The following is a 19,769-nucleotide window of genomic DNA, read 5'->3' as shown; positions in this document are numbered from 1 at the left end:
GATTAATCATTTTGCACCGGCCAGTATAACTTACAATTCTTTACCGGCCGGTAACCTTTCAAAAAACTTTCAAAGACGACACAGCCTTAACGTAAAGAAACTCTTCGATAGTCTTTGTGCAACGTTTTGCGCACTGATTGCAGAATGCTATCTTTACGGCTTTGCAGCAATTCCTGAATAGACTTTAATCGCGTTTTATCCGAGTCCAAGTATTTCTTCAGCCATTTCATTCCTTGACACAAATCTTGAAATTTACCCAACTCATCTTGCAGATAGGTCGTTAACTCCAATGCTTGCTCTTGGTTCACATAAAAATGCTCCAGCTGATAACGCAGTCGTTTTATTTTTAAACGCACCTTATGAACCTGTTTATCCTCAATATCCACGGCTCGCAAGATTTTCAACTGGAGTTTTAAGCGTCTTTCAATTTCCGACAATGAAAGTTTATGGCGCTCGGCGGAACTACTGCTCTTTTTCTGTAGCTGGTCAAAATCGTCCACCAACCCTTGAATTTCATCTCGCAATTCCATCTGCAATAACAACTTAAACTGCGCATCCATTTCGTGACGACGTTCAGCTAAATATTGATAAATCGGCCTTAGCTCTTTCTGCCATTTTTCCGGTAAATCTTTAAGGGTTTCGTTCTGCAAAACATCCAAGTCACGCAACGCATTGCTCGACTGAATCAAACGTTTCAAAACTTGCGCACTGTAACTTTCCGGCGGGCTCAACGCGACCAATTTTCGAGAGTTCACTCGAATTTTATGTAGCAGTTCAACCTGAGACTTGGATTGCTCCAAACGTTCGTATTTATCGATTTTTTTGAGCAGTTTTTCAATCAAGTTCTTCACATCACACTCCAGCAAGTTTAAAGGAAGCTCCATGCTTCTGAAGCAAACAGATTCCCTTCGTTTCTTGTGCGACTATAAGCCCTTTATTTGACGATAAGATGACAGCGTATTGAGTCGACTCTTTATTTTACTTTGCATAAGCAATCGGTAATTCATGCCACTGAGTGGTATAACGTGGCGACATCGAATTACGCAACATCTGCCAATCGTTGTGTTTATTAGAACCCGCCGAAGCCACAAATAATGAATGTCTTCCAAAGCGCCGGTTCAGTTGATCAACCACAGTCATTAAAGCTTGTTGCTCGTGACTCACCTGCAACGCCCCTTGCTCTTCATCCTTTACAAATTTCTCTTGCAAAAACAGATCAGGTTGATACCCCTGTCTTGGAACAATCGCACTCAAAACCACACCTGCTTTATGCCATGCGATTTGCTCTTGATATAAGCTCGCCAATATTTTTCTCACCAATTTTGATAAAAACATCAGATTATCGGTCGGTTCAACCAGCACAAGACTTTTCTGCCGATTCATAAACGGCTCGTTTGGCGAAAAACGATTATTGCGAATAAAAATCGACACATTCTGACAAAGGCTCTGCTGAGCGCGTAACTTTTCCAGAGCACGCGATAAATGGGAAATCAGCGCCCTCTCCAAGGTAGGTAAATCATACACAACGCCACCAAACGAACGGGATGCAATAATCTGCTTTTTTGGCTCCGGCGTTTCTTGCAAATCAAAACAGACCTCTCCATTAAGTTCTCGCAAGATTCTTTCCACCATTACCCCATATCGTTTACGAATCTCACCGGCCGGTGCTTTTTGAAATTTCGCAACTGTATCATAACCTTGAGAACGCAGATGGTGCGACAATCGCTTACCTAACCCCCAGACCTTATCAATGGATAGCTTTTTAAAATAGACCTGAACCTCATGCGAACTCGGTGAGGCTATTTCAAAAACATTGCCAAACTCTGTCTCCATTTTGGCCAAATGATTCGCCAGCTTTGCCAAGGTCTTATTCATAGCAATTCCCACAGCAACCGGAACCCCAATCTCCTGTTGAACCGTTTTTTTGAGCTGCTCACCCCAAAGCCGACAATCCATCTCAAGAGGCGTTTTGAGTCGCAAAAATGACTCATCAATGGAATAAATTTCCTGCTCATCGGCAAAGCGCCCAATAATCGTATGCATCCGTTTCGACATATCACCGTACAGCTCATAATTCGAACTAAAAACTGCTGTGTTATGCGCCTCCAATACCGAACGAACCTTAAAGAAGGGCTGAAACATCATACTTTCAGGCACAGCGGAAGAGTAGCCACCTTTACCAAAACTACCTTGTTGCTTTTTCAACAGTAATTGATTCAAAGACTTCGCCTCAGCATTCGCTGCAACCACACACCCATCATTATTCGATAAAACGACCACCGGCCGGTTTTGCAAACTGGGATCAAACGCTATCTGACAAGAAGCATAAAATGAATTTCCATCTACTAACGCAATTTTATCCACCACACCCTCCAAATACCGGCCGGTAAAGATAGTTAGCAAGCTTGCTAAACCACCTTTACTCATTTCTTTCAATCAGACTTGATTTTTGTAACATTTATTTTTAAATTAAATCATACATCGATAAATTTTGTTACAATTTTCAAAATTAAGAATAGGCGGGATTCAATGACCAATAAAACCAGCAAAGCCTCGATATCCAACACAAAAACAAACCCACAACATGGTGGCAAACGCCAAGGTGCCGGTAGAAAACAAGGAAGCGGTGCGTTTGGGGAAGCAACGAAAGTCATGCGTATTCCTCAGTCACAAGTTACTACCATCGAACATTATCTAAAATCGTTTAAGAGTGCTTTGAAAGACGGCAAACTTTCGCAACACTTGCAACTGATTGTGCCGCAAATCGAAGAGCCTTCAAACGACGGAGAATATGAATCTTATCAGCTACCGCTTTATTCTCATAAAGTGGTCGCAGGCTTTCCCTCTCCGGCAGACGATTACATCGAAACCTATCTCGATTTAAATGAAAAGCTAGTTCGCAACAAAGAAGCTACTTTTTTGCTTCGTGTTCAAGGCGACTCTATGCAAGATATAGGCATTTACGAAGGTGACATTTTGATTGTTGATCGCAGTGAAAATCCTACGCCAGGCAAAATTGTCATTGCAGCACTCGATGGTGAACTCACTGTAAAACGCCTTGTCGTGAATGATAAAGGGACATTTTTAGCCCCAGAAAATCCAAATTACCCTCCAATCCCTGTAACAGAAAATAGTGAAATGGTCATTTGGGGCGTAGTTAAATCATGTATCCACTCATTTTAAACCGACCGAAAAAGCCATAACGGACAAATCATGTAGTTTGAGACAGTTCGAAGCTGTAAGACTCTTTTTACAACCAGTTTACAGCTGTTCAAATTTCACGCCAAAATCAACCCTAAACCCATTGAGATTTCAACAATTTTTTTTAAGAATTCAGTAAAAAATTTTATCTCACAAAAAAATAACTATTAACAAAGTTATCCACAGGTTTTTCGAAGGTGCTTTCCTTGGAAATAAAAGACTTAGCGACCATTTCCACAAATTTTTCCTTTCTGGGCTGTGAATAATCTGTGAAAAAATCCTAGTTGCAAGAGTTTGGAAATTCCACTATATTCTGTGGACTCAAAGCAATTGAAAACTATATCTAGTAATTTCCAAGGTAGTAAAACACCAGAAGTTACTGTTTAAACTTAGCTTCCAGTTTGTTTTACGACGCTAAGCGACTGATATTTTTAATTTTTTATCATTCGGCCTTTTCCACACGGATATTTTTTATACACAGGTAAATTATGAGCCAATCAAACATACTTGTAACCAAGCGCAACGGCAGTCAAGAACCCATCGATCTTGAGAAAATCCACCGAGTTATTTCTTGGGCAGCAAAAGACCTTGAAGATGTATCCGTGTCAGAGGTAGAACTTCGCTCTCACATTCAGTTCTACGAAGGCATTAAAACTGCAGACATTCACGAGACAATTATTAAGTCAGCAGCCGACTTGATCTCTGAAACCGCACCAGACTATCAGCACTTAGCCGCACGCCTTGCCATTTTCCATTTGCGCAAAAAAGCGTTTGGCCGTTTTGAACCGCCGCACCTACAAGACCACGTCAAAACAATGACCGATAAAGGTGTTTACGACAAACAGATTTTAGCCGATTACAGTGATGACGAATTTACAGAACTGAACGACTATATGGACCATAGCCGCGACATGAACTTCAGTTACGCGGCTGTGAAACAGCTTGAAGGGAAATACCTGGTGCAAAACCGTGTCACCAAGCAAATCTACGAAAGCCCGCAGTTTATTTATATGCTGATTCCGATGTGTCTATTTGGTCACTATCCAAAAGATGCTCGTATGCAATATGTGAAAGATTTCTACGATGCTGCGTCGCTGTTTAAACTTTCTTTACCAACACCAATTATGTCTGGGGTGCGTACGCCAACACGTCAGTTCAGCTCTTGTGTATTAATTGAATGTGGTGACTCACTGGATTCCATTAATGCTACGTCATCGTCGATTGTGAAATATGTGTCACAACGCGCAGGGATTGGTGTGAACGTTGGTCGTATTCGTGCGCTCGGCTCTGAAATCCGTGGTGGTGAAGCCTACCACACGGGTATGATTCCGTTTATTAAACACTTCCAAACTGCCGTAAAGTCCTGTTCTCAAGGTGGTGTTCGTGGCGGTGCCGCGACCTTGTTCTACCCTATTTGGCACTTAGAAGTCGAATCTTTAGTAGTGCTGAAAAATAACCGCGGGGTTGAAGAAAACCGCGCGCGCCATTTAGACTACGGTGTGCAAATCAACAAGCTTATGTACCAACGCATGTTACAAGGCGGCATGATCACTCTGTTCAGCCCATCGGATGTCCCCGGTCTTTATGAAGCTTTCTTTGCAGATCAAGAAGAGTTTGAACGCCTTTATGTACTTTACGAAGCCGATCCGAATATTCGCAAGAAACAAATTAAAGCGATTGAGTTATTTACTCAAGTGGCACAAGAGCGTGCGCAAACGGGTCGTATTTACATTCAAAACGTTGATCACTGCAACACACACAGTCCGTTTGATGCGAAAGTCGCGCCAGTTCATCAATCGAATCTATGTCTGGAAATCGCTCTACCGACCAAGCCATTGAATTCCGTGGAAGATCCTAATGGTGAAATCGCACTTTGTACGCTTTCCGCCTTCAACTTGGGAGCACTGGAAAATCTAAATGAATTGGAAAAACTATCCGATTTAATTGTTCGAGCGTTGGATAGTCTATTGGATTACCAAGACTACCCTGTACCTGCTGCCAAACACGCCAGTATGGGACGTCGAACGTTGGGTGTGGGCGTAACCAATTTGGCGTATTATTTGGCCAAAAACCAAACCAAATATTCTGACGGCTCCGCTAATGGTTTAGTTCACCGAACTTTTGAAGCGATTCAATACTATCTATTGAAAGCGTCAAATAACCTTGCAAAAGAGACGAAACCTTGCGATTACTTTGCAGAGACAACTTATGCGCAAGGCGTATTACCGATTGATACCTATAAGAAAGATGTCGATACGATTTGCAATGAACCGCTGCACTTAGACTGGGAGACTTTACGAGAAGAAATTAAGTCTCACGGGCTTCGTAATTCAACATTAACCGCATTAATGCCGTGTGAAACGTCTTCGCAAATCACTAATTCAACCAATGGAATTGAACCTCCTCGCGGTTATGTATCGGTTAAAGCATCAAAAGACGGGATTCTGAAACAAGTGGTTCCAGGCTTTAAAGAGCATCGTGATGATTATGAATTGCTATGGCATATTCCGAATAACCAGGGATATTTGCAATTGGTTGGGATTATGCAGAAATTTGTCGATCAAGCAATTTCGTCCAACACGAATTACGATCCTGCCCGCTTTAATGAAGATAAAGTTCCAATCAAACTGATTCTACAAGACTTGCTTTATGCTTACAAAATGGGACTAAAAACACTGTATTATCACAACACGAGAGACGGTGCGGACGACAACCAAGAAGACGATGGTTGTGCTGGTGGGGCTTGTAAGCTGTAGGAAAGACTATTAGGCTGTTCTAGATAAGTAGCAGCAGCCCATTAATTTCTATAAATGCCGTTTGGCGATGTTCCAGAAATCCTCAACTCCATGTACTCGTGCATAACTATAAAGAATGCTCAAAAATAGAACAATTGCAAAATTAAGTATCAGATATTTTGATTAATGCATTTTCGGAAGTGCTACAAAAGCTGAAATATTTTAAAAAGTAGATGTTTAGTGAATTTTCTTGAAAAACCAATAGAAGAATACAAGCATTTTAATGGTTATCTAGACGGTAATCCGAAATTTACTATTCGCTGTTTAGTTTGGTTTCCAAAAAGCTTTGAGCAAGAGGAGCCGCACGTTTTTATTTTGGCCAGAGAACTTGCTGAATATAAAAGGCTTGAACATTACCTAGTCCCCCAAAATGATAAATCAATCAATTTAACAATTCCCAGAACAACTCTTGAAGATCCCATCCCTTATGGTTTCTACTTGTTCAAGAAGCTTCAATTTTCACATAGCAGAGTGAAAATTTACGCAGAAAACTGGGAAGAAGGATTTTTTAAATATCGTTGGCCATCCCATGCTATATCTAAACAAAAAACTGACCCCGAACAGTATCTAGAAGAACAAGCTTTCACACTGTTTTACACTCCTAGTAAATTGCTAAACTCTCATATTTCAACAATGGCTCATTACAATGGTGAACTAAAGAGGTTGTATTCTCATGATATCGAAGTCAAAACTCTGAGTAATTTGGGGATTGAGTCGATTAGGACAGATAAATACACTAACAGTGATGAAACATTTGTCCTAGAGCTTACCACCAAAAAAAAAGTGAATACTGTGTTAGGTTTCAATAGGCAAATAAAACCTATCGCACGATTCATATTTTCGGTCGTTTCATTCTTAGAGCGGAAAAAAATAAATTGGCACCAAGCCAATTTTATTAGCAATGAAAACTATTATGAAATTTTTAATACTCGCCAAGTACTCTATTCTGCCAAAAACGATTTCCCTCTTGTCGAGCCTTATGTTTTCCCCGAAGCTTTTGAAGTAATTCTTCGAAACGCAACTGTTGATGATATTCAATATAAATCTGAACTTTGCTTAGCTTATATTTCTGGCCTTGAGTACTCAGTAAATACAAATATTATTTTATGGAACTCATTGCTAGAGAAAGTTTTAAAACATCAAAATTTAATAAAAAAAGATGCAGAAAAAGCAAAAGGGATTCAAAAACTTGGTATTCCAATTTCTGATTTAAAACCAATCAAAGAGTTAATTAATCTACGAAATGAAATTGCCCATGGAGATGACATGGATAATTCAAAGTTGTTTAAATTGAGTCAAGATTGGGAGTTGTTAATTGAAAGGATAATTCTTTCTGAACTTGGTTTCAGGCAGTTTTATAAAACACAAGCACACACAAAATAATAACTAATTCAACTCCTGTTTTTCCAAAAACAACTCTACAACCTCTGATTTTACATAATTTCCGGGATTTTCGGCCATTGCGCTTGAGGGTCGCAAATAACCAGAAAGAACGGGTTGAGTAGGTTTGGTGTTTGCACATATTCCAAAGCGTGTCCTGCGGCGTTAATAATTGCGCCTCCTGCTTGCTGTACAATCACTTGCGACGCAGCGGTATCCCAAAGAGAGGTTGGACCGAAACGAGGATACACATGCGCTTTTCCCTCCGCTACCAAACAACTCTTTAAAGCCGACCCCATCTTGACCGTTTGTGGTTTATTTAACTCCGACATAAACAATTCCGTTCGCCCGCCGTGTCGGCGACTAACGGCCACTTTAGTTGGGTGTTTGGGGTTCAGTGGTGCTGTTTGAATCATTTCAGCTGCCTGCAAAAACCGCAACATATCCAAATTGTCTATATCCAATTGATACACATCGGCATCAGTGGCAATGGACTGCGCACCTTCAATCGCACAGTACAAGCGCCCCACTTCTGGACCATACACCACGCCTAATACCGGCCGGTGATTAACCACAAGTGCAATATTCACACTGAACTCACCAGTGCCTTCAATAAACTCTTTGGTGCCATCCATAGGATCAACCAACCAAAACGTTGACCAGTTTTGGCGTTGTTCATAAGGCACCTTAGCGACACTTTCTTCGGTCACCAAAGGGATGTTTGGCGTCAAAACCTTAAGTGCCTGAGAAATTAACCGGTCAGCCTGCAGGTCGGCCTCGGTCACAGGTGTGCCGTCTTTTTTCTTTTCAACATCTAGAAATGCTTGCTGCTGATTCTCTCGATACATTTGCGAAATCAAACGACCGGCCTGTAAAGCAATCTGGGCAACCTGTGGTAGCCAAAGCTGTAATTGAGAATGAGGAATAGATTCTTGCATTAAATTTTTCCTAAACGTTTAAGAACTAATAAAATCGCGGCATAGGCTCGCCCTTCTGAAAACTCCGGTTCGACAATCAGATTTTGCCAGTCATCTATTGGCCACGTAAGCACTTCCAGCGGCTCTGGTTCGTCACCTTCTGCGAAAGCAGGACTTAACCCTTTAGCCAAAACAATATGTGTAAAGTGAGTCATGTACCCAGAGGCTAAACTCACACTTTCTAACAGTTCAATGTTTACCGGCCGGTAACCAATTTCTTCTTGGCTTTCACGAATCGTTGCCTCTTTCCAAGTTTCGCCAGGATCTATCTTGCCTTTTGGAAACCCTAACTCATAGCGTCCAACACCTGCACCGTATTCACGGATAAGCATAAATTCATCATTTTCTGTGATGGGGACAATCAAAACCGCACCATTCGCCGAACCCAATAAGCGCTCATAATGCACTGATGTTCCGTTTGAAAACTCAATGTGTTGCGCCTGTACGGTAAAAACTTTCGACTTTGCCGCGATTTTTTCCGCCAAAATACTCGGTAATTTTTGACTCATATCCCCTCAATTCGATACACTCAGCACACTTTTGAAAAAATATCATACGCGAAGGATTAAGGCTTGCCAATGGACGCTCAGTTAGACTGGAATCAAATCGACACGGTTTTGCTTGATATGGATGGTACTTTGCTTGACCTCCATTTTGATTACCATTTTTGGATGGAAGCCCTTCCCGAGGCTTACGCTTATAAAAAACATATTTCAATTCGTTCAGCAAAAGCCAAAATTCATAAAGAGATTAATTCCCATTCAGGCACGCTAAACTGGTATTGCTTGGACTTTTGGACAGAAAAGTTAGGCATCAATATTGCCGAACTTAAAAAAGAGTTTAAACACCAAATCAAAGTCCATCCAGAAGTTTTAGAATTCCTAGCGGCATTACGCGCCCATCGAAAAGATGTCGTCATGGTGACGAATGCTCACCGAGATAGTTTGGCTCTAAAACTAGAAATGACAGCTATCGGACGTTACTTTGATACTATGATCTCGGCACATGACATAGGTATTCCTAAGGAAGACATTCGCATTTGGTCTGAGATTCAACATATTCACTCTTACAACCCTGCAAGAACCATGCTAATTGACGACAATATCAAAGCCCTGCAAACTGCTCAGCAATATGGAATTGCTATTCCCATGTGCGCGACCTACGTGAGTCCAAAGCTCAGTAAAATCGATCCGCAAGGTTTTCCAGCATTTCATAAATACTCTGAAATTATGCCGTGACAGAAAGAGTTCAGAACTATAGAAGTCGAGCACAGTAGGAAAAGCTTACACTCAGTTAAAAAACCAGACTCTAAACAAAGAACCAATCAATAAAAATACACCTACGAGATTTATTGGCATATAATTTCTTAAGTATTCGCTTACTCTTAAAAATGTATTTTTTGTTTACAAAATCTGGTGATTGAATCTTGCTGAAAGCCTTGTCCAATATCCAACTCGCTTATTTCAGAACTATCACTACAACGTTAATTTCTCTCTTCATCTGTCTGTCGGGAATCGTCCAAGCAAACGATCAAACGAACCCTTCATTACCCCATACAGAAAAAGTCTCGATTCAGCTCAAATGGCAACATCAATTTCAATTTGCCGGTTACTACGCCGCGCTGTACAAAGGTTTTTTTACTGAACAGGGACTCGATGTCACTCTAAAACCACGTGATTTATTTAAAAACAACATTCAACAAGTATTAGATGGCGAAGCCGAATATGGAATTGCCGATACGGTTTTGTTGCAATATCTTGCGAATCAAAGCCCGATCTATATCGTTGCACCCATTTTCCAGAACTCTCCCCAAGTACTATTCACTCTTAAAGATTCCAATATTCGTACGGCGCGAGACTTAGAAAACAAACGCATTGGTTTTTATCAAAAAGATACCGATGGGATATCCATCCTAGCATTGCTTAATCATTTTAATATTCAAGCAGAACTAGTTCGTATCAAACCCAAAAACAATCCCAATTTGATTCTAAGAGACGATATCGATGCCTATGCAGGCTACCTGACCAATGAAGGTTATTACTACCAGTCTAAAAGTATCGAGACACACGTTATTAACCCCGCTCAGTATGGCATAGACCTTTACGGTGACATGTTATTTACAACGCTCTCCGAAAAACAAAACCATCCCAAACGGCTTCAGGCGATGCGCACAGCAGTCCTTAAAGGTTGGGAATATGCCTTAAACCATAAAGAAGAAGTTGCACAATGGATTCTAGACACTTATCAACCGGCCGGTAAAACTTTAAACCAGCTGTTACTTGAAGCTCATACCATCGAAAAGATGATTGACCCAGAGCAAACGCCTATTGGTACCTTAGATGCTGGACGATTTGAATACATTCAAAAACTTCTTGCCAACCAAGGACTTCTTGAAAAAACCCCAAATATTGAACACGCGCTTTATAACTATGATCGCCATGATTTGCATTTAAGCCTACAAGAAAGGCGTTGGTTGGATGCCAACCCAGTTCTCAAGCTAGGAATTGACCCATACTGGCTTCCTGTTGAATTCGTCAATTCGCAATCTAAACTAGATGGTGTTTCGGGAGAACTCATTCACTATTTGGAAAAACGCCTAGGCGTAAAATTTTTGTATGACCCTGAAAAAAGTTGGGCAGAAACACTCGAAGAATTTTCAGCCGGAAAAATCGATGTGCTTTCAGCAATGACTATTACGACCGAACGTGAAAAAAAGTTTCTGTTTACGGATGGTTACTTAACGCTTCCAGGCGTAGTAGCGACTCGCAAAGGTCATGAAATTCGAAGACTAGATCAGTTAAACCACAAACGCATTGCTGTCGTTAAATCCTACGCATCACACGATTATATTTCGAATGCCTATCCAGACTCAGAATTGTTTTTCGTCAACACACCTGTTGAAGGACTGAAATTAGTTGCCGAAGGGCAAGCCGATGGCTATATCGATAACTTAGCCGTCATTGGTCACACCATTCGAGAACAAGGTTATGTCAATCTTGTCATTGGCGCGAAACTTCCTTATACACAAAATATTGCCATGGCGGTTCACCCTGATTTGCCAATCCTACAAAGTATTCTAAAAAAGACCATTGAAACCATTCCAAATGCAACCCTGCAAACTATGCAACGCAAACATTTTCAGGTCGACTACTCTACTCAGCTAGATTGGAAAGGCTTTCTAAGCATTTTTATCCCGCTTAGTTTAGTTATCCTTATCGCATGGCTGCAAAACTTGAAACTCAATAAAATCCACAAAAAACTGCTTGCTCAAAACCAAAGCCTAGAATCCTTGACGACTAAATTACGCGGTCAAAAAAACCACTATGAACTTTTACTTAATTCGGCGACTGATGGACTTCATGTTGTCGACGATCAAGGCAAAATCGTTAATGTCAGCGATGCTTTTGTGAAGATGATTGGTTATTCAAGAGAAGAACTAGAGAAATTAACAATTAGCGATTGGGATTTGCAACCCACCCAGCCTCGCATGGATAAATTAATCACATCCAAAGATCAAACCTACCAATTTGAAAGCAAATTCAAGCGTAAAGATGGTTCGACCTTTCCTGTTCATGTCAGTGTCAAAACAATTGAAATTGATAATCAAACGTTTTTCTATGCTTCAGCTCGTGATTTATCAGAACAAAAAGCCCATGAAAATAGCCTGAAAGCTGAACGTCAAAAGTTTGAATACCTTTTAGAAAATATTTCTGATGGAATTCACTTGGTCGATGCAAACGGCAATTTAGTTTTATTTAATCAATCCTTTGCCGAAAATTTAGGCTACACCAAAAAAGAATTGGCACACCAACACATTTCTCTTTGGGATAAATTCTTGCCCAACTCAAAAATACCCGAAGTCATTGCTAATTTCATTCGTAACCCTGGTGTTTTTGAAACGCAACATACACGCAAAAACGGCGAAATTATCGATGTACAACTTTCGACTAGTCGAATTGAAATGGATGGTAAAGCCTACTTATTTGCCTCGCAACGCGACATCAGTGAACAAAAACACATCCAACGTTTAATTACCGAACAGAAACAAGAGCTAGAAGCTATTCTGCAAAACTCATTAGAAAGCATTGCTCTAACGGATTTAGACACCAAATTTACCTACACCAACCCCCAATATTCGCGCATGCTTGGTTACACTGAAGAGGAGTTTAAAACGCTTAGCTGCTCAGATTTGACCAGAGAAGATGCTCATCAGACCTTATTAGAGGTAAAGAAACAAGTAAAAGAAACCGGTCACTATGAAAACTTTGAACGCTTCTGTCACCATAAAGATGGTCACTGGGTCAGAGTTCGCTCGTCAATTTCACTGATGCCGAATGGAAAACAACTGCTATTAACTTCACAAGATGTCAGCGAGTACTATGAGTTGATACAGAAACTCAATCATCAAAGTATCACCGACCCATTAACGCAGTTACAGAATCGAAAAGCGTATTATGAGAAAGTTCAAGAACTGTTCGCACTCTTTAATCGTTATGACACACCATTTGCCTTAGTTATGTTCGATATCGACCGTTTCAAATCTATTAATGACCAATTTGGTCACTATGCCGGTGATCAGGTTTTAATTAAGCTGGGCAGTTCTCTGCAAAAAATGATGCGCCAAACCGATCTTTGTTACCGGATGGGGGGAGAAGAATTCGCTATTTTACTCTGTAACACCAACCTAGAATCTGCTATTCATTTTGCCGAGAAAATACGCATCTATGTGGAAGACAACATTAAAATCGAAAACCAACAGTCACTCACAATCAGCCTCGGTGTCGGTATGGCTCGATCTGGAGATACCGAAGAATCGCTTTACAAACGTGTAGATGAGCGTCTTTACAAAGCCAAACAAGGCGGCCGAAACCAAACCGTCAGCAATTAAAGCCCTATTGATTTAAATTTTGGGCGATAAAAGCAACACTTTTTCATTCACCGGACATCCTTTGCGCTGGAACTCAATTTCTGTCAAATGCTCAATTTGATAATCCGCAAATAAGGCTGCAATCTCAGTCTCTTTGACTGAAAACGGCGGGCCAGCCATTTGGCTTTGATCATACTCCATAATCACCATTAAAATTTTTGTACCGGCCGGTAGGATTTCTTGAAGGTGCGCTGCATAATCCTTGCGCATTTTAGGTGGCAAAGCCACAATCGCAGCTCGGTCATAGATTGCTTTCACATCTTGACAATCTTCAGCCGACAAATGGAAAAAGTCTCCACACAATAAACGCATTTCCGGCAACTCATACCCACAAAATGCCGGATGATTGGTTGGCTGTTCTGGCAAATTATTTTCTTCTAAAAATTCATCCAAAGCCTTTTGCGACAACTCCACACCGAGTACTTTATGCCCTTGTTGTTTAAGCCAAAGCATATCTAACGACTTACCGCAAAGAGGAACTAAAATTTCTTCGTTGCCTTGCAATTCAAGCTTTGGCCAAAAATCTTGAAGAAACTGATTAATCTCTTTCTGATGAAAACCGACCACGCCGCTTTCCCACATCTCATGCCAAAAATCTGCTTGCATTGTCTGCTCCTAAATATAGTTTGGGCCTTATAATAGCTTCCCGTTTATTAAATTTCTACCAAGTGGTGAACACCTATGTCCGATTCGCAAAACACACCGGAATCAAAACCTTCGCCTCCCTCCTTTTGGCAAAAGAGTTGGGGCAAAAACCTGCTGACCGTCATGGTGTTTTTTGCCATTTATTTAGCTTTGCGCCCATTTTTTCAGGGAGATGTGATCGAAGGCAAAGCACCTGAGATGCGTTTAGAAAGCATCACTGGCGAAAGTATTGACTTACAAGCAATCAACGCACAAGGAGAACCGGTTTTGATTCATATTTGGGCGACTTGGTGTCCCATCTGTAAATTCACCAGTGACAATGTTGAATCCATTGCAAATGACTACACGGTGATTAGTATCGCGACACAATCAGGCGACAATCAAGCCATACTAGATTATGCAGAACAAAACCAACTCACACCCAACTTCATCGTCAATGACTTTGATGGCAAATGGATGCAAGCTTTTGGTGCAAGAGCCGTCCCAGCAGATTTCATTGTCAATGCAAAAGGTGAAATTGAATTCATTGAAGTCGGTTTTAGTTCCGAGCTTGGGCTACGTCTACGACTTTGGTGGTCTAGCCTCACTAATTCAGCTCCAACAACCCAAGAGGTGACACCGTGAAATATGGTGGAACAGTCATTCATAAAGCACGTGATGAATTTGGAGAGCTCAGTGTGATTGAGACTCGCACAGTTCGAAAGATGCATTTCGACTCCCCTGTTGAGCAAAGCTGCATCTATCGCAACGCGCCAATGACGCTAAACTTTGAATATCAGCAAAAAATGGTGGCGCTTGTCAATGACCACTATCTTGATTTAAAACATCCCAAAAACTATCGAGTATTAATGCTTGGCATGGGCGGCGGCACAATGGCACATCATCTTTATCACAGTTTGCCAAATTTACAGATGACCATTGTTGAACTTCGCCAGATTGTGATTGATGCGGCTTACAAATATTTTCAACTTCCAGATGTACCAGAAATCGAATCCGTTCAAGCCGATGCCATAGCTTTTATCGATGAACTGGCTCAGCAATGTGAAGACAATGTAGAGTTTGCCTATGATTGTATTATGGTTGACCTATTTGATAGCCAAGGGATTCCTTCTGAGCTATGCAATGTTGATTTCCATCAAAACCTACAACCGTGTTTAAAACCTACCGGCCGGTTGATTTTTAACTTGTGGAATCGGTTTGATCAAAATCGAATAATGGAGCCCACCGAAGAAACCGCACAAATTCGAAATTACTGGGAAAACCAAAAACGTTTTGCTAAAAAACAAAACGCCTATCTCATGCGCTCAACGGCCAATTTGATTTATTGTCTAGATCGCAGACAGAAATAAATCACTGAAGACGATAAAAATTAACTTAAGTTCATTAACAAGAAATAAGTTCTATAAATTTTTTACATTGCCTATTTCTTTGCGTGCCCAAAGAAATAGGCGAAAGAAAGGGCACACCTCTTCGTTCTTGGTAATTCACTAAGCTGGCACGCCTATGCCTCACAACTTGCTTGCAAGCAAGCATCGAACAAGTTTGTCATAAAGCGGCATGCGTACGCTAAGTGAATTTAACCAATCTCTGCGAAAGGGAAAACGCTCAGCATTTAACCGCCCTTTTCTTTAATTCCTGTTATAACTTGAATCAGCGACGGAAAAACTATTAGAGAAATCTGATTATTGTCGGTTTTTAGAGTGTGAACAAAGTCACATAACCATCAGAAAATTTACAGAGCCAAAATTGAAACCGTTCAAAATTATCAGAATGCGTTTTTAAAAGCTTTGTAAGCCATGGATGGCGAACAAGAGCGTTCTTGGACGAACTTGCAGCGTCTTTTAAAAACGCATACTGATAATTCAATCATGCTAATAGAGAGCTTTGCACGAGTAAGAGTTAAAGCATAAATTGAGAAAAGATTCTGTTGAGCTAGGCAAAAAGTGCAGGGAATAGCTAGCTATTCGCAAGATTTTTAACAAAGCTCGGCAGGATTTTAGCCAATTTTGGTTAATTATTATCTCGTGCAAAGCTCTCTAATAGTTTCTATTTCCCAATCATTCGCTTAAGCGTATTATCTTTATCAATCATGTGATGTTTAAGCGCGCCAGCAATATGCAACAGCACTGCGGCAATCAAAACATTGCCACCTAAACCATGCATCGCTTTACCTGCTTGAGCCAGCGTCTCATTCAATGCAATAACTTTTGATGGATCAGCTGGATCAGGATTTCTTGCTACCAATTCCAACCCAAATAACGGAATCCCATGCCCACCTAAACCAGACATCATCATGCCCGAAATTGGCATTAGAATCGTTCCGATAATCAATAACCAATGAACGATTTTGGAGAGTTTAATTTCTACCGGCCGGTATTGACGAACAGGCGTAGGCCAACCATTTTTGGCACGCCAATAGATTCGCCATAAAACAAACACCACAATTAACACGCCAAACGATTTATGCAATGGATAAAGCTCATACGCTTTATTTTCTTCCATGTAAACTCCGACCGCTAACATAACAATCATCCCTATCGCGACAATCCAGTGCAAAACAATAGTTTGTTTGCTCAATGCTGTTGGTGTATCCATGTTTCTCTCCTCCATAAGGAATCTCTGATTGAATCAAATTGAAATTCTGCGAGACTTCTAGTCCGATTATTTTAGGCGTGGCACGCCGACCTTAGTTATTCTAAGATCAAGGGTCACAACAACAAAGAATCGGACTAGAAGTCCTCGCCCATAGGGGCTTAGCCAAATTTATCATTTCTGCATTGCGAAGTTTTGCAAGGTCTAGACATTCCTGCAACTTCACGCCTTGACCTGAAAAATTTGGCGTTGCCAGAAATTAATCTGATTCAATCAGAGGTTCCATAACAAACCGCCGAATGGCCAGCGAAACCAAACGGCGGTGATTTTTTAATTTTGTTCTATCTTATGATTTTCTATGAGATTGACGAAACGCTTCACGTTGTTGTTTTTGTTCGTCGGTTAACACTTTATCAATTTGTTCACGCACTTGCTGTTTTAACTCAAACTTTTTCTGTTGCGTAGTTTGCATAATCGAACGAATCTCCGATTGCTGTTCCTCCGTCAAATCAAGATGTCGAGTCATTCGCTCTAACTTGTTTTCGACTTTTAACTGCATTAACGCTTCTCGTTTTTCAGCCGTCATATTTTTTTGATGGCCAAATTTGGCATCACATGATTTACCATGATGCATTTTATGGTGAAACCCTTGTCGCTCACCTTTCATCATTTGGCAATATTCTGCTTTTTGACTAAATTGCTCACCTTTCATGCCACAGCCATAACCACCTGCAACCGCTAAACCTGTCACAGAGGCTAGAGCGATAATTCCTGCAACTTTTGTAAATTTATTCATTTTACTTCTCCTTGTTTCAACACCCGCGATAGGCCAACATGCCTTTCCGCTTGATTTCTATTGTGAAAAAACAAAGTGCAAACTTTATGCAAGGAAATTGTTTATTTGTGCAACCTATTAGGTCAATGATTGAGTTTTATTTTCATGCTCAAAAAGCCTGACTATAGAGAAATATTCAAGCACTAATCCACCATAACAAACTTATAACCCACACCATATACCGACTGTATCCATTCATTTTCGCCAAAGGTTGCCGCTAATTTTTGACGTAACTTTTTAATATGGCTGTCAATCGTTCGGTCAGATACCACTCGATGATCGTTATAAATGGAATCAATCAACTGAGAGCGCGAAAAAATCGTTCCTTCTGCCGACGAGAGGGTTCGCATAATTGCAAATTCAACGGCTGATAATTCAACGTGGTTTTGATGATAATGAACTTGATAAGTTGCCTCATCCAAATGCCATTCACTTGGGGGACCACTTTTCGTTTTAGACAAGTGACTGCGGCGAAGCAAGGCTTTCACTCTGGCAATGACCTCACGGGGGCTAAACGGCTTACACACATAATCATCCGCGCCTAATTCCAACCCAAGAATTCGATCAATCTCCTCCACTTTAGCGGTTAACATCATAATCGGCACTTGACTTGTTTGACGAATTTCACGACATAACTGCAAACCATCGCCAAATTTATCCGCATTTGGCAACATAATATCTAACAACACACAATCAGCTTGGTTTTCAGCTAACCAATCATGAACACCTTCACCAGACAAAAAATGCTGCGTTTGGTAGCCATAAGACTCCAAATAATCAATCAGAAGCTGTGCAATTTCAGGTTCATCTTCTACCAATAAAATTTTCTCACGCAGTACTGGAGAGACTGCGGAGGAATGACTCAGATCCGCCATTAAACTTACACCTTCTAATCAATTAAATTTGGAAATTGAATTTTCACACTTAAGCCACCCAATTTTGATTGACTTAAATGCATGCTTCCTGAATGTGCTTGGACAATTTGGCTCACCATCGCCAAGCCAAGCCCCGCGCCACCTGTGCGACGATTTCGAGAAGGCTCTGTGCGATAAAACCGCTGTGTTAAATTCTTTAATTCTGCCTCATCGACGCTTGGAGCACTATCGTTAATTTCTAAAATCCATTCCGATTCCTCAGGGTTTTCCATAAGCTTCACTTCAATGACACCTGGCTTCCCGTTTTGCTGCAAGGAGTCTGTGTAATCCATAGAGTTTTTCAGAAGATTACTTAGCATCTGATTTAAACGATTGCGGTCACCAAAGACCCACGCATTCGATGCTATATTCGTTTGAATTTTCAAACCTTTATGCCGCGCTTTATCTTGCATAGAGGTCACAACTTGAGCAATCAAACCATTCCAGTCGAGCTTCTCCATAGAATACTGCAAAGCACCAACATCACTTAAGCTTAAGTGATAAAGATCCTCAATAAGTCGTTGCAACACCGAAACTTCTTGCTTCAATTTTTGGAGATTTTCGGCATTCATTGGCCGGATACCATCACTCATAGCTTCAATCGAGCCATTTAAAACGGTTAAAGGCGTACGCAATTCATGCGAAATATCTGCCACCCATTGGTTTCGACTCTGTTGTGCAGCTTCCAACGTTTTAGCTAAGTAATTGAAATCCCTTTGCAAAGTTCCAAACTCATCTTTACGCTGAACATTTAACCGGCCGGTCAAATCTCCACTGGCTAAGCGATGCATGGCTTTATTCAATTGGCGGATTGGCGTTAAAAAGTGGTTGGCTAAAGGCCACAGTAAAATCAATGCCAACCCAGTAATCAAAATCGCACCAATCGTCAAAACTCGCAATTGTGATTGAGCATATTCAATGTCTGCCTGCTGAATAAGTTCTTGTAATGGAGCATAAGCAATCAAAGCAATCGGTTGATCGCCGAGATAGACCGGTAACTTATGACAAGCTTTATCGATTTGTGGCCCATAAACAACTTGCCCCTCTGGCGTCAACAAGCTCACTCGACGCTCAAACTCGTCCGGAGGCGGCGAACGTCTACGGGGTTCACGAAGCACTAAAGGAATCATGCTCGGCATCTGCTTTAAATCAATACGGTGCGAAAGATGTAGGATTTTTCGCCACTGCGGCTCTGGTACCTCAATGGCTTTACTGAAAGGTTCATATTGAAGAAAAATCTGGAAGTTAGTTTGCAAACGTTCTAAACGTTGCTGGTCCCTCTGATCAACATAGTGCAACATGGTTTTGTGCAAAACAAATTGATTACTCCAGAGCAATGTTGCCAAAATGACAAATCCAAACCCCAATAAAAACAGAATAACTTTTGTTCGAATACCCATAATGCACCAAGCTCAACTCACCCACTCAAACGACCAATTTCATCATAAATGATTACCGGCCGGTAAAGTTGCAAAGATTATGCAATGCCGATACGTTTTTACG

At 40.9% G+C, this 19,769-nt stretch carries 16 protein-coding genes; 7 read left to right on the top strand and 9 right to left on the bottom strand.

Going from position 1 to position 19,769, the window contains the following annotated elements; translation table 11 throughout:
* Positions 1–86: 86 nt before the first annotated feature.
* Both D9T12_RS03055 and D9T12_RS03050 read right to left on the bottom strand, forming a co-directional pair.
* Positions 87–851: a CHAD domain-containing protein gene (locus tag D9T12_RS03055; RefSeq protein ID WP_165395024.1), complete on the bottom strand. Its 765-nt coding sequence runs from the start codon at positions 849–851 to the stop codon at positions 87–89.
* 127 nt (positions 852–978) lie between these two features.
* Complete coding sequence (locus tag D9T12_RS03050) at positions 979–2,427, bottom strand: Y-family DNA polymerase (protein ID WP_130536797.1); 1,449 nt, start codon at positions 2,425–2,427, stop codon at positions 979–981.
* A 102-nt stretch (positions 2,428–2,529) separates the two neighbouring features.
* Here D9T12_RS03050 and D9T12_RS03045 point away from each other — a divergent pair, with 102 nt between their 5' ends.
* From D9T12_RS03045 to D9T12_RS03035, 3 genes are all read left to right on the top strand, one after another.
* On the top strand, positions 2,530–3,183 hold the full coding sequence (locus D9T12_RS03045) for a LexA family protein (protein WP_130536796.1): 654 nt from the start codon (positions 2,530–2,532) through the stop codon (positions 3,181–3,183).
* Between the two features lie 506 nt (positions 3,184–3,689).
* Entirely contained in the window at positions 3,690–5,957 is a 2,268-nt protein-coding gene (nrdA, locus tag D9T12_RS03040; protein ID WP_130536795.1) for a class 1a ribonucleoside-diphosphate reductase subunit alpha, read from the top strand.
* Positions 5,958–6,176: 219 nt separating this feature from the next.
* On the top strand, positions 6,177–7,379 hold the full coding sequence (locus D9T12_RS03035; RefSeq protein WP_130536794.1) for a hypothetical protein: 1,203 nt from the start codon (positions 6,177–6,179) through the stop codon (positions 7,377–7,379).
* Between the two features lie 50 nt (positions 7,380–7,429).
* On the opposite strand, the gene cysQ is transcribed toward D9T12_RS03035, so the two are convergent.
* Entirely contained in the window at positions 7,430–8,314 is an 885-nt protein-coding gene (gene cysQ / locus D9T12_RS03030; RefSeq protein WP_130536793.1) for a 3'(2'),5'-bisphosphate nucleotidase CysQ, read from the bottom strand.
* On the bottom strand, positions 8,314–8,862 hold the full coding sequence (gene nudE / locus D9T12_RS03025; RefSeq protein WP_130536792.1) for an ADP compounds hydrolase NudE: 549 nt from the start codon (positions 8,860–8,862) through the stop codon (positions 8,314–8,316). The genes cysQ and nudE overlap by 1 nt, the downstream gene beginning before the upstream one ends.
* Before the next feature lie 69 nt (positions 8,863–8,931).
* Between nudE and yrfG the strand changes: the two genes are divergently transcribed.
* The gene (gene yrfG / locus D9T12_RS03020) at positions 8,932–9,591 is read left to right on the top strand and encodes a GMP/IMP nucleotidase (RefSeq protein WP_130536791.1); all 660 of its coding nucleotides are present in this window, start codon (positions 8,932–8,934) and stop codon (positions 9,589–9,591) included.
* 188 nt (positions 9,592–9,779) lie between these two features.
* Positions 9,780–13,241, top strand: coding sequence for a PAS domain S-box protein (locus D9T12_RS03015; protein ID WP_130536790.1), 3,462 nt, complete (start codon positions 9,780–9,782; stop codon positions 13,239–13,241).
* Between the two features lie 12 nt (positions 13,242–13,253).
* Here D9T12_RS03015 and D9T12_RS03010 read toward each other — a convergent pair whose 3' ends face one another.
* Positions 13,254–13,886 carry a thiopurine S-methyltransferase gene (locus D9T12_RS03010; protein ID WP_130536789.1) on the bottom strand — a complete coding sequence of 211 codons (633 nt, stop codon included), beginning with the start codon at positions 13,884–13,886 and terminating at the stop codon, positions 13,254–13,256.
* Between the two features lie 75 nt (positions 13,887–13,961).
* Between D9T12_RS03010 and D9T12_RS03005 the strand changes: the two genes are divergently transcribed.
* Both D9T12_RS03005 and D9T12_RS03000 read left to right on the top strand, forming a co-directional pair.
* Complete coding sequence (locus D9T12_RS03005; protein ID WP_130536788.1) at positions 13,962–14,549, top strand: redoxin domain-containing protein; 588 nt, start codon at positions 13,962–13,964, stop codon at positions 14,547–14,549.
* The gene (locus tag D9T12_RS03000; RefSeq protein ID WP_130536787.1) at positions 14,546–15,274 is read left to right on the top strand and encodes a spermidine synthase; all 729 of its coding nucleotides are present in this window, start codon (positions 14,546–14,548) and stop codon (positions 15,272–15,274) included. The genes D9T12_RS03005 and D9T12_RS03000 overlap by 4 nt, the downstream gene beginning before the upstream one ends.
* A 697-nt stretch (positions 15,275–15,971) precedes the next feature.
* Here D9T12_RS03000 and D9T12_RS02995 read toward each other — a convergent pair.
* The 4 genes from D9T12_RS02995 to D9T12_RS02980 form a co-directional block, all read right to left on the bottom strand.
* Positions 15,972–16,520 (bottom strand): cytochrome b, encoded by a 549-nt coding sequence (locus D9T12_RS02995; RefSeq protein WP_130536786.1) that lies wholly within the window; start codon positions 16,518–16,520, stop codon positions 15,972–15,974.
* A 343-nt stretch (positions 16,521–16,863) separates the two neighbouring features.
* Entirely contained in the window at positions 16,864–17,313 is a 450-nt protein-coding gene (locus tag D9T12_RS02990; protein WP_130536785.1) for a hypothetical protein, read from the bottom strand.
* A 182-nt stretch (positions 17,314–17,495) separates the two neighbouring features.
* The gene (locus D9T12_RS02985) at positions 17,496–18,227 is read right to left on the bottom strand and encodes a response regulator (protein ID WP_130536784.1); all 732 of its coding nucleotides are present in this window, start codon (positions 18,225–18,227) and stop codon (positions 17,496–17,498) included.
* 14 nt (positions 18,228–18,241) lie between these two features.
* The gene (locus D9T12_RS02980) at positions 18,242–19,666 is read right to left on the bottom strand and encodes an ATP-binding protein (RefSeq protein ID WP_130536783.1); all 1,425 of its coding nucleotides are present in this window, start codon (positions 19,664–19,666) and stop codon (positions 18,242–18,244) included.
* Positions 19,667–19,769 lie beyond the last annotated feature (103 nt).

This window comes from Thiomicrorhabdus indica (genome assembly GCF_004293625.1).
Classification (GTDB): Bacteria; Pseudomonadota; Gammaproteobacteria; order Thiomicrospirales; family Thiomicrospiraceae; genus Thiomicrorhabdus; species Thiomicrorhabdus indica.
This window is presented reverse-complemented; position numbering and strand designations above follow the sequence as displayed.

Excerpts from the sequence above, each read along its gene's own strand:
- D9T12_RS03050 (WP_130536797.1), bottom strand. The coding sequence starts at position 2,427 with ATGAGTAAAGGTGGTTTAGCAAGCTTGCTAACTATCTTTACCGGCCGG.
- D9T12_RS03045 (WP_130536796.1), top strand. The coding sequence starts at position 2,530 with ATGACCAATAAAACCAGCAAAGCCTCGATATCCAACACAAAAACAAAC.
- nrdA (WP_130536795.1), top strand. The coding sequence starts at position 3,690 with ATGAGCCAATCAAACATACTTGTAACCAAGCGCAACGGCAGTCAAGAA.
- yrfG (WP_130536791.1), top strand. The coding sequence starts at position 8,932 with ATGGACGCTCAGTTAGACTGGAATCAAATCGACACGGTTTTGCTTGAT.
- nudE (WP_130536792.1), bottom strand. The coding sequence starts at position 8,862 with ATGAGTCAAAAATTACCGAGTATTTTGGCGGAAAAAATCGCGGCAAAG.
- D9T12_RS02995 (WP_130536786.1), bottom strand. The coding sequence starts at position 16,520 with ATGGATACACCAACAGCATTGAGCAAACAAACTATTGTTTTGCACTGG.
- D9T12_RS02985 (WP_130536784.1), bottom strand. The coding sequence starts at position 18,227 with ATGGCGGATCTGAGTCATTCCTCCGCAGTCTCTCCAGTACTGCGTGAG.
- cysQ (WP_130536793.1), bottom strand. The coding sequence starts at position 8,314 with ATGCAAGAATCTATTCCTCATTCTCAATTACAGCTTTGGCTACCACAG.
- D9T12_RS02990 (WP_130536785.1), bottom strand. The coding sequence starts at position 17,313 with ATGAATAAATTTACAAAAGTTGCAGGAATTATCGCTCTAGCCTCTGTG.
- D9T12_RS03005 (WP_130536788.1), top strand. The coding sequence starts at position 13,962 with ATGTCCGATTCGCAAAACACACCGGAATCAAAACCTTCGCCTCCCTCC.
- D9T12_RS03010 (WP_130536789.1), bottom strand. The coding sequence starts at position 13,886 with ATGCAAGCAGATTTTTGGCATGAGATGTGGGAAAGCGGCGTGGTCGGT.
- D9T12_RS02980 (WP_130536783.1), bottom strand. The coding sequence starts at position 19,666 with ATGGGTATTCGAACAAAAGTTATTCTGTTTTTATTGGGGTTTGGATTT.